The organism is Pseudomonas sp. D3-10 (genome assembly GCF_051132175.1).
Classification (GTDB): domain Bacteria; phylum Pseudomonadota; class Gammaproteobacteria; order Pseudomonadales; family Pseudomonadaceae; genus Aquipseudomonas.
Genome location: NZ_CP071668.1, coordinates 4,149,658 through 4,161,809, shown reverse-complemented (window position 1 = coordinate 4,161,809; position 12,152 = coordinate 4,149,658). Strand labels below are relative to the sequence as shown.

General features: G+C 57.4%; 12 protein-coding genes and 1 pseudogene. 6 read left to right on the top strand and 7 right to left on the bottom strand.

Going from position 1 to position 12,152, the window contains the following annotated elements; translation table 11 throughout:
- Nucleotides 1-50: 50 nt before the first annotated feature.
- Complete coding sequence (locus J3P90_RS18620; protein ID WP_434675197.1) at nt 51-1,244, bottom strand: IS4 family transposase; 1,194 nt, start codon at nt 1,242-1,244, stop codon at nt 51-53.
- Nucleotides 1,245-1,507: 263 nt separating this feature from the next.
- On the opposite strand from J3P90_RS18620, the gene imm45 reads away from it, so the two are divergent.
- Nucleotides 1,508-1,846 (top strand): Imm45 family immunity protein, encoded by a 339-nt coding sequence (imm45, locus tag J3P90_RS18615; protein WP_420766645.1) that lies wholly within the window; start codon nt 1,508-1,510, stop codon nt 1,844-1,846.
- Between the two features lie 196 nt (nt 1,847-2,042).
- Here imm45 and J3P90_RS18610 read toward each other — a convergent pair whose 3' ends face one another.
- The gene (locus J3P90_RS18610; RefSeq protein WP_420766644.1) at nt 2,043-2,315 is read right to left on the bottom strand and encodes a hypothetical protein; all 273 of its coding nucleotides are present in this window, start codon (nt 2,313-2,315) and stop codon (nt 2,043-2,045) included.
- Nucleotides 2,316-2,995: 680 nt separating this feature from the next.
- On the opposite strand from J3P90_RS18610, the pseudogene J3P90_RS18605 reads away from it, so the two are divergent.
- A pseudogene (locus J3P90_RS18605) lies at nt 2,996-3,276 on the top strand (HigA family addiction module antitoxin).
- Between the two features lie 99 nt (nt 3,277-3,375).
- On the opposite strand, the gene J3P90_RS18600 reads toward J3P90_RS18605, so the two are convergent.
- Nucleotides 3,376-4,107, bottom strand: a complete 732-nt coding sequence (locus J3P90_RS18600; protein WP_434675196.1) for a DUF899 domain-containing protein — start codon at nt 4,105-4,107, stop codon at nt 3,376-3,378.
- 189 nt (nt 4,108-4,296) lie between these two features.
- On the opposite strand from J3P90_RS18600, the gene J3P90_RS18595 reads away from it, so the two are divergent.
- Nucleotides 4,297-4,689 (top strand): hypothetical protein, encoded by a 393-nt coding sequence (locus J3P90_RS18595; protein WP_030141150.1) that lies wholly within the window; start codon nt 4,297-4,299, stop codon nt 4,687-4,689.
- Nucleotides 4,690-4,826: 137 nt separating this feature from the next.
- Here the strand turns inward: J3P90_RS18595 and J3P90_RS18590 are convergent, their stop codons facing one another.
- From J3P90_RS18590 to J3P90_RS18580, 3 genes are all read right to left on the bottom strand, one after another.
- On the bottom strand, nt 4,827-5,693 hold the full coding sequence (locus J3P90_RS18590; RefSeq protein WP_434610195.1) for a DUF6279 family lipoprotein: 867 nt from the start codon (nt 5,691-5,693) through the stop codon (nt 4,827-4,829).
- Between the two features lie 81 nt (nt 5,694-5,774).
- A complete protein-coding gene (locus tag J3P90_RS18585; RefSeq protein ID WP_434675195.1) occupies nt 5,775-6,485 on the bottom strand; it encodes a TorF family putative porin in 711 nt (236 codons plus the stop codon).
- A gap of 198 nt (nt 6,486-6,683) precedes the next feature.
- A complete protein-coding gene (locus J3P90_RS18580; protein WP_018607615.1) occupies nt 6,684-6,872 on the bottom strand; it encodes a hypothetical protein in 189 nt (62 codons plus the stop codon).
- A gap of 329 nt (nt 6,873-7,201) precedes the next feature.
- Here J3P90_RS18580 and J3P90_RS18575 point away from each other — a divergent pair, with 329 nt between their 5' ends.
- Both J3P90_RS18575 and J3P90_RS18570 read left to right on the top strand, forming a co-directional pair.
- The gene (locus J3P90_RS18575; RefSeq protein WP_434675194.1) at nt 7,202-8,038 is read left to right on the top strand and encodes a CvfB family protein; all 837 of its coding nucleotides are present in this window, start codon (nt 7,202-7,204) and stop codon (nt 8,036-8,038) included.
- A 406-nt stretch (nt 8,039-8,444) separates the two neighbouring features.
- Nucleotides 8,445-9,899: an NCS1 family nucleobase:cation symporter-1 gene (locus tag J3P90_RS18570; RefSeq protein ID WP_434562925.1), complete on the top strand. Its 1,455-nt coding sequence runs from the start codon at nt 8,445-8,447 to the stop codon at nt 9,897-9,899.
- On the opposite strand, the gene J3P90_RS18565 is transcribed toward J3P90_RS18570, so the two are convergent.
- The gene (locus tag J3P90_RS18565; protein ID WP_434562927.1) at nt 9,900-11,072 is read right to left on the bottom strand and encodes an MFS transporter; all 1,173 of its coding nucleotides are present in this window, start codon (nt 11,070-11,072) and stop codon (nt 9,900-9,902) included.
- Nucleotides 11,073-11,175: 103 nt separating this feature from the next.
- Here J3P90_RS18565 and ptrR point away from each other — a divergent pair, with 103 nt between their 5' ends.
- Complete coding sequence (gene ptrR, locus J3P90_RS18560) at nt 11,176-12,069, top strand: putrescine utilization regulator PtrR (RefSeq protein WP_434675193.1); 894 nt, start codon at nt 11,176-11,178, stop codon at nt 12,067-12,069.
- The last annotated feature ends 83 nt before the right edge of the window (nt 12,070-12,152 follow it).

Here is a 12,152-nt window from a genome sequence, read left to right as displayed (position 1 = left end):
TGTTTGTGAGCAGCAGAACCGGGGACAGACCCTGAGGGATCCCCACAAATCTACGCCAGGCTCTGCGCCTGATAATGCACCTCGTCACGCAGGGCCTGCTCGAGCTTTTCTAAATGCTCTCGTCCGCCAAAGTCCGTACAGCAACGCCAATACTCCAGTCCCAAGCGCCACAACGAAAGCACCCGTCTATCTTTTAGGCTGTTGCTTTGATAACGCTGTTCCAATTTGCTTTCACGGGCCTGTAGCCCTGTCAGGAAGATGAGGTAGTTGGCCAGAGCCGCAATCAACAGCAGCGCCTCAATGCGCCGAGGGCAATGACTTCTATGCAGGTTCAGCCCCAACCCCAAGTGCTCACTTTTTACATCCCGGAAGCCTTCTTCGATCTGCATGCGCCTTTTATAAATCGCGACGATTTTCGCCGGATTCCACTCACTGTGCTCCAGATTGCTCGCCAGCAACCAAGGTTCACGTTCACGCCTGGCGGACTGTCGACTGAGCTTGCTTTTGGCGATTGAGCCTGTGACGCGTTGATGCTTTCGTCCTTTGGCTGAGTGCCGGACACAATACAAGTCGATGAAATGGGGAGCGCTACGGGTCATCTCGACATGGCCCAACAATCTGGGTGATGAAGTGGCCAGAGCATATAGGCTTTTCACGGGTTGCCAGTCAGCGCCACCAGTGCGATAAAGCTCACGATTTCGTATGCGAGCTACGTAATACCAGCCCTGTGCTGCCACCGCCTTCATCCATGGACGTCGAAAACCCGCGTCAGTTACCAAGATGGGAATACAGCCGTCAGGCAGTAGTTCAGCCAGTGTGTTGAGCAATCGTTTTTGGTATCTCGGGCAACTCTCACGCTCATGCACACTTTCATAAATGGGAAATGAGCGTCCGGCCAACGGAATCGCTGCTCTCAACAAGAACGCGTCTCCTGGGGCGTCAATTCGAGACCAGTCGACCAAAATCAATGGATGTTTTAGCGAGCCCAGCAACGCTCGTAACATCACCCAGTAGAACAGTGGGCGCTCTGCTCTGAGGTGCTGATTACCCAGCAATCGATCTACTCGCTTGATGGCATGTTTGGGGTAAGCCCGGCCTGGCATCGACCGCCCTAGTCCTGTCAGCGTCAGACGACGGCCTTGCAGCAATGAACTAACACAACTCATCAACGTAGTCAGACGACGGGAATGGACAGAGGGAAGTGCTTGAGCGAGCGCTCTGTGTAAAAATCGGATGGCCTGCATGGGTTCGGGATCTTGTTTTTGCGTGGTGCAAACCAAGTTGCCGACTCATGCAGGTCTCTTCAATGTTCCAACTTCTTGATTTTCTATAAGAAAATTCGGGGATCCCTCAGGGTCTGTCCCCGTTTTTCCGTCCCCGTTTTTCCTGGCAGGTTGGAGCAGGTGCACGGCAAAACAGGAAAACACATTGGCGAATATTATTTTGATTTGGTTGCTGTTCCTAATTCAAAGGACACATCTGGTGGGCATGATTTGAGGGTTAAATAATGAAAGGTATCAAATTAGTCGATAGTCTGGCTCCAGCGATAACTCGTGGGCAGATATTCCGACTCCCTGCTAAATGGCCGTATGAGGAGATCGTAGATTTCATGGTCGTTGATATTCCGGACGACCAGTACGGGCATTCTATTGCCGTTGCGTCCGGTAATAAGGCGGGGCTTTTGGTGGTGCGCCTACCTCTTGAAAGTCGTTTTTCAGATACCCGAGAGATTTCAAGGGAATGGCTGATTAAGAACTGGGCCAAATGGATCTATCCCGATTGCCCTGTTGAGAAGGTTTATTTATTTAAGCAAGCAGCGATTCCGTCTAATTTTGTAGGTCGTTAAGTGTTGGCTTGTCCTTAAAAGGATGTCTAGTCCTGAAATAGGTTTACAGCCGTTTCAGGACCAGACAATACAAACCTTAAATGAGAGCACAGATGGAGCTAAGCAGAACCGGGGACAGACTACGTTATCTGTGTCCCTGGTTTTCTTTAGCTTTCCGCACATGTGAAAACGGCGACCCAAAGGTCGCCCGTTTTCGTCACTCAGCAGCTTGCGCCCGCAACCGTCTCCCAATTACATCCAGCACGTCACACCCATCACGCAACGCTATCGTCAGCATTTTGCAAAAGTCCGAAAGCACAACCGTATCGGAGCTGATATCCGAACGAAACGCGATGTTTTCCAGCAGTTGGGTCACGGTGCGGATGCGGTAGTCGGCGGTTTCGAAGAGGACGTCGAGTGGGGCTTCGGTGTCGATGAGCAGGGTGGCGGGCGTGCAGTCGACGCCAGTGATGGGCATGAATCTAGTCATAGCAAGAGCCTCGGAAGTTGATGAGTCTCTCTGTTTATTCGGGTCGCCAAACCCGGTCGCCTTTTTGGGCGACGAGGTGCTATAAGCTGGTCCACTCCGGAGCCACAAGACGCCGCTTTCTGAGCTTTATGTAGGACGTTTGGCCTGGCATTTGTCGGCTTAAAGCAAGCGACTGCTGCGCAGTCGAGCGGGAGCAAGCTCCCTCGCCACGGGGCGGTGCTCGGCTAGATTGTGCTTATCCGCATCAGTGGCCGCAGGGCTTGGCCTCTTAGCGTCCGTTGGGATGCGGATAAGTCCTCGTTTCTTCCATTTACGAGCTGTTTTGTCATCTGTCCGTTTGTAGGAAGTTTCAACCTTCGAGCGGGATCCTTCGTACTTCTATACGGGACGCGTCTGATTTCAGAAGGACGGTTTCGACAGTAGTCTCTTTGGTCAAAGGTGCGCCGCGTCGAACCATTGGTCTGATCAGTATGTGGTTGGCGTGGTGGGCTACACCGAACGGCGAGGCGATGAGGTCTGCATGTCTCCACCCGATAGCTACTAAATAGAAGGCATACGTTATGTCGGAAACATCGAAAACCGATTGGGAGCGCCTGCTCAAGATGAACGACTCGGACATCGATACCAGCGATATACCTCCGCTAGACGAGGACTTCTTCCACCGCGCCGAGCTGATTAACATGCACAACCCTCCCCATCCCGGGGTGTTCATTACTGAGACTTATCTAGAGCCCAACGGCATCAGCAGCCGTGAGCTGGCAGTAAAACTCGATGTAGCCCCCTCGGCACTGAACGGTGTCTTGAAGGGCACTAGCCCCGTGTCGCCCGAAATGGCGATGCGGCTGTCTGTAGTATTTGGCCGCTCGCCGGAGAGTTGGCTGGCGATGCAGGATGCTTACGATCTCTGGGTGGCTCGTCAGCACATTGATTTGTTGTAGTTAAGAAGCTCGCTTTCGCCTGAGCCATCCTGTTGGTGCCCGCGGACACAGAAGGCGACCGCTGCGCAGTCGAGCGGGAGCAAGCTCCCTCGCCACGTCGCTCGACTGGGCGGGCTGACGTATCAGCTGTGGCAGCAACCCTGGGGCCTGGCCTCTTCGTACTTATCATGATGCCGCACCCAATCCATGATCTCGTCTTCATTGCGGCCCTTGGGCGTGAGGTCGAGGTAGTTGTAGGTGCCGACGAGGATGTCGAGGCCGCGGGCGTAGGTGGAGTAGGTGTGGAAGATGTCGCCGGCTTCGTTGCGATAGAAGACACTCAGGCCGGGGAGTTCGCCTTCGGTGGTGTCGGTTTTTTCGTAGTTGTAGGTGGCTGTTCCGGCGGCGGTGTCTTCGGTTTTGAAGCTGACGCCGAAGTCGTAGTTGAAGTCGCAGCCTTGCGACGAGACCCAATCGAAGGCCCAGCCCATGCGGCGTTTGAAGGGTTGGAATTCGGTGAAGGGCGCGCGGGAGACGGCTACGACGGCGACGTCGTGGTGGGCCAGGTGTTGGTTGGCGCCGTCGATGTGGTCGGACAGGAACGAGCAGCCTTGGCAGCCTTCGGTCCAGCCGGGGCCGAACATGAAGTGGTAGATGATCAGTTGGCTGCGGCCGCCGAACAGGTCGGCGAGGCTCAATTCGCCGTGGGGGCCTTGGAAGCGGTAGGGTTTGTCGATTTTTACCCAGGGCAGGGCGCGGCGTTCGGCGCTGAGTTTGTCTCGTTCACGGGTGAAGGCTTTTTCGTGGGCCAAGTGTTCGCGGCGGGCGGCGAGCCAGGCTTCCCGCGAGACGACCGGAGGGTGCTCGATGTTCATGGGGCTTCTCCTCAGGGATTCAATTATCGACGTTTGCAATGCCTAGTCGTTTGGGCGGCCACGGTTTCGACACACCGTTGGTCGGTTGGCTGGTGGATCCGTTGGAAAACCAAGCTGAACGGCGCTGAACCGCCTCGGTCACACTTTAAGTAGGCATCTCACTCTTTAAGCATTAGAGGATGGACCAGGATGACGACTTATAACTGGGACTTGATCGAACGGTTGCTGCACGAAGTGCAGAACGGCGCCGGCCACAGTTTTACCCCTCGGCCCTACGCGGAGCAGCACGCGGCGGAAAAGGCGGCTCAGGGCGAGGAAATCGAGAACCTTGATCATCTGAAAGCGGTCGCCGGAGAGTACGAAAAATTACTGCTGGAGCGTGGGTATATCGAGCCTCGGCCGGAGGAAGAGGGCGGTAATGGCGAAAACTTCGTGCTGACGCCTCGCGGCTCGCGGTTGTTGAGCCTGATCGACAGCAGTATTCCGGGCAATGATCATCCGCGTCAGGTGCTGGATGAACAGGAAGATGCGCTGGATGAGTTTACCTTTGATGATTTGGCTTCGAAGGCGCAGATTGCCTGAAAGGCTGGCACTGAACCGTGTGGGAGCGAGCTTGCTCGCGATGGCGATTAAACAGGCAAAACACCTGTTGAATGTCAGGCCGCTATCGCGAGCAAGCTCGCTCCCACATTGGATCTTCCACATGGATCACAGTGGTTTTACGAGCGTGCTGCCTTCAAGCATTTCAGATCACTGAAATCCTTCTTTACGCCGTCGATTTTCTGCAATAGCCGTTCACGCTGCGCCGGGGTGCTGTCGGCCATCAGGTCCACCAACAGGCTGCGGGCCTGGGCTTCGGTTTTGTTGTAGGCCTCGCGATAAGCGGGCGTCCACAGGCTCTCGCGGTTTACCAGCAGTTGCTCGATGCGTTTCGGGAAGTCGGGGCTGTGGCGTTGGGCGACGGCCTCGCTGAACTGGTTTTGCCAGTGGGCGCGGTTGGCGATCCATTGCTGGTTTTGATCGCCAAGAGCGGTAGACCAAGCCATCACACGCTGGCGCTGGGCGTCGTTGAGCGGGCCGATCCAGTCGTTGAGCCGTTTCTCCATGCGCTCGGCACGTTCCTGGATCTGCTGCTGCAACGTCGGCTTGAGGTATTCGCGCTGACGCTTTTGTTGGTCCTTGACGAACGCGGCGTCCATGTCGGCGACTTGTTCGTCGCTCAGGCCTTGCAGCAGTTCGATGGCCGACGGGGTGATTGCCCGGGCGGTTTCGGCGATGGCCGCCTTCGCCTCGCGGGTGCGTTGCTGCAGGGCTTCGTCGGTTACCGCGTTGGTTTGCACCATGGTCTTCAGGCGGTCCAGCCAATCGAGATAGCCCGGCAGTTGCGTGGTGCAGTGCCAGCTCAGGTGTTCCTTGAGGCGATCGTCGAACCAGTCCTTTTGCTCGCCGTTGATCTCCAGGTAATCGTTGAGGGTCCAGGGAATGATCAGGTCGAGGTTGCGGTAGGCCAGGCCGACACGGCTGCAAGCGGTGAGTGTCAGCAGCAGGGCGATGAACATGGCGGTGCGTGTTAACCAGCGCGACATGAGCGGGTCCTTGCGAAGGCGGAGGTGATTTGTTTGAGCATGGCAGGCGCGCGGCAGTTCAGCCGAACGAATAAGTAACGCTTAGTAAAAAGGATGGGCCATCTTCAGGGTCAGCAGGCTGTCGCATTCGCTGTTGTGCCCGGAATAGGCCGAGCAACTGCTGCCGCTGAGGCTTGAGTCGCTGTAGATCAGGTCCAGGTCGATACCTTTCCAGGGACGGGATATTTTCAACGACCAGTCGCTGAAACTGCCCACGTAACCATTCTCCACCGAGACCGGGGTATTGAGTTGGTGGGTGGTGTACTTGGCGCTGATGCCGATGCCGAAGGGCACGTTGCCACCGAGGTCGGCGAACAGGGTGCTGTTCTGTTTGTCCGGGTCGTTGCTCAAGGCAGCACCGAAGCGGCTACCTAGAATGGTCAGGCCGCCATAGAATTCCTGGCTGTCGACGGTATCGACGGTGGGGTAGCTGTAATGGATCAGGCCGACTTCGTAACCCAAGGTCTGGTCGAAGGGCTGTTTGAAACCCATGTAGGAATCGACTTCCAGGTCAGCGGAGAAGCCGGCGCTGGGTGACCATTGTCCGACGTACCAGCCGCTGTCATGGCTCAGGTCCAGGCCGCCATGGAACGAGCCGGTGCTCGACGGCGTGACGAGGCCCTGTGCCATGCTGCGGCTGGGTGTGGTGCCGAGTTTAAGGTCGAAGTCACCGAGCTCGCGCTGAAACACCTGCCCATAAGAAGCAGGACAAGGGAGCAGACTGAACGCCAGCAGGACAACAGTAATGCGCAAATGCTTCACTCCATGAATAGCGAGGAGCAGGGAACCGTAACCAAGCTGAAACGCTTGAGCTAGAGAGGTGCAAGCATACCGGCGAATGCTCGACCGAGATGGCCGTTCGTCGATTTTTGCGGGGAAGGGGGCTGAGAGAGGGGTTCCAGTCCAAGCGCTTCGAGATTCAAAGCGCTTTGGGACCAGGTGACGCGGGGATTACTTCTTGCCCAGGCTGATCTGCTTGGACGGGCCGAATGTCTGGCCGCTGACACCTTTGGCAATCTGCTGGATTTCACCGCCGGACTTGAGGAACGCAGCGATCTGGTCGTTGATCGACTCGCTGGTTTCAACGGCTGGAGCTGGCTTTGCTTTGCTGTTGGATGCTTTTACGCGCATGACGGCCATTAACCTATGGATAATTAATTGGGCCAGGCATCGTACAGGAAATACTTGACAATTGCTTGGCAAATATCCCCCTGAATTATTTGCAGCAGGGCTGGAATATCGACCGACTCATGCCTGTGTATTGACCTAAGCCACTGTTTTAAATAACAACCTGTCTTGAAAATTAAAACGTAAGCGGGGCGATTCAAACCCAGTGTCTTCTGACGAATGGCCGCCTGCGGGCCAAAAAGCCAGAAAAATCAAGGGGCGCACGCCGATCGATGCTGGCGGCGACGAATCGCACGCCAAAACCGGGTAGAATGCCGCCCACGTAACGAGGGTATTTGGAAATGGCTTTAGTCGGGCGCTACAACAGTTTGCAAGTGGTTAAACATACTAACTTCGGTTTATATCTGGACGGCGGCGCGGACGGTGAAATCCTGCTGCCCAACCGTTATATCCCCAAGGATATTCCCAGCGAAGATGAAGACTGGCTCAATGTTTTCATTTATCTGGACAGCGACGACAAACTGATCGCTACGACAGAAAAACCAAAAGTCCAGGTGGGCGAATTCGCCAGTCTGAAAGTGGTTGAAGTCAACAGCATCGGCGTGTTCCTGGACTGGGGCCTGCCCAAGGATTTGCTGTTGCCGTATTCCGAAGAGAAACGCCAGCTGACCGCCGGCGAGTACTGCGTGGTCCACGTCTATCTGGACAAGCACACCCGCCGCATCACCGCGACGGCACGCCTGGATCGTTATCTGGACAAGACCCTGGCCAACTACACGCCTGGTCAGGAAGTGGATTTGCTGGTCGCCGAAGCCACCGACATGGGCTTCAAGGCAATCATCAATAACAAGCACTGGGGCTTGATCCACAAGAACGAAATCTTCAAGTTCATGCGCGCCGGCAAACAGGAAAAGGGCTTTATCAAGGAAGTCCGTCCGGACGGCAAGATCAGCCTGAGCTTGCAGCCGGTGGGCCAGGAAGCGGCGACCAGCCTCAACGCCAAGATTCTTGCCAAGTTGCGTGAGAACAACGGCACGCTCGCGGTGAGCGACAAGAGCGATCCTGCGCTGATCACCAGTCTGTTTGGCGTCAGCAAGGGCAACTTCAAGAAAGCCATTGGTGCGCTGTACAAGAATGGCCAGATTATCATTCATGCTGATCGTATTGAGTTGACTTGATCGTTAGGCCGAGCAAACCACCGTTGGCTAGGTCATCCTGTGGCGAGGGGATTTATCCCCGCTGGGCTGCGAAGCAGCCCTGATTCGAACGCCTCGGTGTACCTGCCAGATTGAGTGGTTATTCTTGGGGCTGCTCCGCAGCCCAGCGGGGATAAATCCCCTCGCCACAAATCTTCGCTGTATACAAAAATCCTTGCACCTTAACCATGCACCCGCGCCCCGTTCGTGGGCGTTCTGTTGTGTTCGTTCGGTTTTTACCTGCGCTGAAAAGCGCGGTTTGTCTCGTATCCACCATCCATGGCACGCATTCTGCGTAGGAACCCGTATACAAACCACGCCGGCTCCCGTGCGCAGTATGGTGGACAATCAAACGCGGGAGCACGGCGGCACCCCAAGGAGCCCCGCAATGTCCGAGCAATTGCCCAACGGCTACAGCCCCCGCCTCTATAACGAAGACCTGGGCCCGCTGCCGCAGAAATGGAATTGGTACAACATCTTCGCGTTCTGGATGAGTGATGTGCACAGCGTCGGCGGTTATGTGTTTGCTGCCAGCCTGTTCGCCTTGGGCCTGGCGAGTTGGCAGGTGCTGATTGCCTTGCTCGGCGGGATTTGTATCGTGCAGTTGATTGCCAACCTGGTCGCCAAACCGAGCCAACAGGCGGCGGTGCCTTATCCGGTCATTTGCAGGCTGGCGTTCGGCGTGTTCGGGGCGAATATCCCGGCGGTCATTCGTGGGCTGATCGCCGTGGCTTGGTATGGGATCCAGACGTACCTGGCGTCCAGCGCTCTGATCATCGTGGTCCTGCGGTTTTTTCCTTCGATGGAAGTCTACGCGACGCCACATTTTGCAGGGTTGTCCTACCTGGGATGGTTCGGTTTCCTTGGGCTGTGGTTTGTTCAGGCGCTGGTGTTCTGGACGGGCATGGAGTCGATCCGTCGCTTCATCGACTGGGCCGGGCCGGTGGTGTATGCCGTGATGTTCCTGCTGGCCGGCTGGATCGTCTGGAAGGCCGGCTGGAGCAACATCAGTTTTACCTTGGCGGAAAAATCGCTGTCCGGCTGGCAGGCATTCGGCCAAGTGATCGTGGCAACGGCCCTGGTTGTGTCGTACTTTTCCGGCCCTACCTTGAATTTCGGTGATTTCAGCCGGTACTGCCGGAGCATGTCCGACGTACGTCGCGGCAATTTCTGGGGGCTACCGGTGAATTTCCTGGCGTTCTCCCTGGTCACCGTGGTGATCGTTTCCGGGACGTTGCCAGTGTTCGGCGAGATGCTCCACGACCCGATCGCCACCGTGGCACGCATCGACAACGACGTGGCCGTCTTGCTGGGAGCCTTTGCGTTCGTCACCGCAACCATTGGCATCAACATCGTCGCCAACTTCGTGTCCCCGGCTTTTGATTTCGCCAACGTCGCGCCGAGCAAGATCAGCTGGCGCGCCGGCGGCATGATCGCGGCAGTGGCCTCGATTTTCATCACGCCTTGGAACCTGTTCAATAACCCTGAAGTGATCCACTACACCCTGGACGTGCTAGCGGCGTTTATTGGCCCGCTTTTCGGGATCCTGCTGGTGGATTACTACCTGATCAAGAAGCAGCAGATCGACGTTGATTCGCTATTCAATGATGGCCCGACCGGGCGCTATTACTACAGCGGGGGCATTAACTGGACAGCAGTCAAAGCGTTGATCCCGGCGACGCTGATGGGCGTGGCGATCACTTTCACGCCGCTCCTCCAGCCAATGGCCAACTTTGCCTGGTTCACCGGTTGCTTCCTTGGAGGCGTGTTGTATTTCGCCTTGGCCCGACGCCAACCCTTCCTACACCTGAACCCGTCGTTAAACCCGGTCGGCCCGGCTTGATCAGCGCAGGGCGGTCTGGGCGCAAGGTTTCACCGCGCTCGCATTGGTGGGCCGCAGCAACAGGCCGCCCGCCAGCACCAGGCCGCTGCCGGCAACGATCAATGCCGGTTGCAAGCCGCCGCTGAAGTGACTGCTCAGTGCCGCCAACAGGGGGCCGCTGAGTTGGCCGACGGCGAAGCATGCGGTCAACAAACCGATGTTGCGCTGGGTGGCATGGGGCGCCAGTTCCCGGGCGCGCATCACCATCAATTGCATGCAGGCCAGAAACGGGGCGCCACACAGGATCACGCCCAGCGCCAGGCCTGTGCCACTGCCCAGCATGCAGGCAAACACGCCCGCGGCTTGCAGCCATAAAGTGGCCATCAACCACCGGGCAGTGGTGTCCGGGTTCGGCCGCCGCAGACTCACCAACAGCACGCCCGTGGCGGCCGCCAGGCCGAAACAAGGCCAGAACAGATCCGCCTGCCATTGCCCGTGGAACTGCGCCGAAGCCATCTGCGACAGGAACGTCGCCGGTATGATGTAGCCCACGCCATACAAGGCGTAGACCACGCAAAGCCGGGCGATGCCGCGATTGCTGGATGCAACGACGGATGCTGCTGGGGCGGCTGCCGACGTGGGTTTCGGCAGGGCCGGCAGGATCACCAGCAACATCAACAGTGCCGCGCCGGCATATACCAGCCACAACACGTCGGAGGTCTGGCCCAGCAGGTTCGAGCCAAGGGCCAACAAGCCTGTGAGAAAAATCCCCAGCCCCGGTCCGGCGAATACCAGTGCACCAAGGCGTGGCCGTCCTGCCGCCGCAGCCAAGGGTTGGCTGAGGGCGGTGATCATCACCATCACCCAAGCGCTCGCCACGCCTGTGCCGAAGCGCAGCGCCAAGTGCGGCCAGAAGCCCCAGGCCCAGAACGACGCCAGCGTCAGCAGCACGCACAACCACAGGCCGCCCAATAAACGCCGCTGTACCTGTTCGGCGCGACGAGCAAACATGGCGTCCAGCGCCCCGAGGAAATAACCCAGGTAGTTGGCGGCGGCGATCAGACCGGCGGCGGTCAAGTCCACCTGGCCTTCGCCGATCAAATGAGGTAACTGCGGTGTAAGGGCGAAGCGGCCGATGCCCATGGCCATCATCAGGGCTATGAAACTGGCGAGCAGGCGAATCAAGGGCGACATGGTCGTACTCCAGCGCTGAGGCGAATGACCGTCAGGCTAGGACTGATTGACTTTCATTAAAAATGAATAATAGTGAGTAACTTGTTCTTTTTTGGAGAAGGTCATGGAGTTCAGCCAACTTAGGATTTTCCAGGCCGTGGCCGAGGAAGGTTCGATCACCCGGGCTGCCGAGCGCTTGCATCGGGTGCCGTCGAACTTGTCGACGCGGCTCAAACAGCTCGAAGAGCAGTTGGGCGTGGATCTTTTCCTAAGAGAGCGTCAGCGTTTGCAATTGTCGCCTGCGGGAAAAGTCCTGTTGGACTATGCGACCAAGCTGTTTGCCCTGCATGACGAAGCCCACGCGGCGGTGCAGGGCGGTCAGCCGGCCGGGGATTTCCTGCTCGGCACCATGTACAGCACGGCAGCGACGCATTTGCCTGACTTGCTGGCGGCTTATCACCGGGCCTACCCGGCGGTGAACCTGCAAGTGCAATCGGGGCCAAGTGGCGAATTGCTTGAAGGCCTGCTCACCAATCGCCTCGACGCGGCGCTGGTGGACGGCCCGCTGGAACTGGCGGGGCTCGATGGCGTGCCGTTGTGCGACGAGCGGCTGGTGCTGATCACCGAGGCTGACCACGCACCGGTACGCGGTGCGCTGGACGTGCAAGGCCGCGCAGTGTTCACCTTTCGCCGGGGCTGTTCGTACCGGATGCGCCTGGAGGCCTGGTTTGCCCATGATCATGCAACCATGGGGCGGGCGATGGAGATCGAGTCGTACCAGGGGATGCTGGCGTGTGTCATCGCCGGGTCCGGGGTGGCGCTGATGTCCGAGTCGATGCTCGCCAGCCTGCCGGGGCGCGAGCGTGTGATGGTCCATCCACTGGCCGAGCCATTTGCGAATGCGACAACGTGGTTGATGTGGCGTAAAGGCATGGTCGGAGCCAACCTGAACGCCTGGATTGAGATGCAACAACAAGCGTGGCCGCGGGCGCCAATGATGACGGCGCAATCGGCTTGAACTCACAGCCTGGGATTCGGATCAATTCAGTAACAGATCATTGCAATCTGTAACGAGCATTGCGTAGGACTTCGGACTATTAT

What these genes read in the sequence shown, in the direction of transcription:
- J3P90_RS18620 (WP_434675197.1), bottom strand. Translation starts at nt 1,244, where the DNA reads ATGCAGGCCATCCGATTTTTACACAGAGCGCTCGCTCAAGCACTTCCC.
- imm45 (WP_420766645.1), top strand. Translation starts at nt 1,508, where the DNA reads ATGAAAGGTATCAAATTAGTCGATAGTCTGGCTCCAGCGATAACTCGT.
- J3P90_RS18610 (WP_420766644.1), bottom strand. Translation starts at nt 2,315, where the DNA reads ATGACTAGATTCATGCCCATCACTGGCGTCGACTGCACGCCCGCCACC.
- J3P90_RS18600 (WP_434675196.1), bottom strand. Translation starts at nt 4,107, where the DNA reads ATGAACATCGAGCACCCTCCGGTCGTCTCGCGGGAAGCCTGGCTCGCC.
- J3P90_RS18595 (WP_030141150.1), top strand. Translation starts at nt 4,297, where the DNA reads ATGACGACTTATAACTGGGACTTGATCGAACGGTTGCTGCACGAAGTG.
- J3P90_RS18590 (WP_434610195.1), bottom strand. Translation starts at nt 5,693, where the DNA reads ATGTCGCGCTGGTTAACACGCACCGCCATGTTCATCGCCCTGCTGCTG.
- J3P90_RS18580 (WP_018607615.1), bottom strand. Translation starts at nt 6,872, where the DNA reads ATGGCCGTCATGCGCGTAAAAGCATCCAACAGCAAAGCAAAGCCAGCT.
- J3P90_RS18575 (WP_434675194.1), top strand. Translation starts at nt 7,202, where the DNA reads ATGGCTTTAGTCGGGCGCTACAACAGTTTGCAAGTGGTTAAACATACT.
- J3P90_RS18570 (WP_434562925.1), top strand. Translation starts at nt 8,445, where the DNA reads ATGTCCGAGCAATTGCCCAACGGCTACAGCCCCCGCCTCTATAACGAA.
- J3P90_RS18565 (WP_434562927.1), bottom strand. Translation starts at nt 11,072, where the DNA reads ATGTCGCCCTTGATTCGCCTGCTCGCCAGTTTCATAGCCCTGATGATG.
- ptrR (WP_434675193.1), top strand. Translation starts at nt 11,176, where the DNA reads ATGGAGTTCAGCCAACTTAGGATTTTCCAGGCCGTGGCCGAGGAAGGT.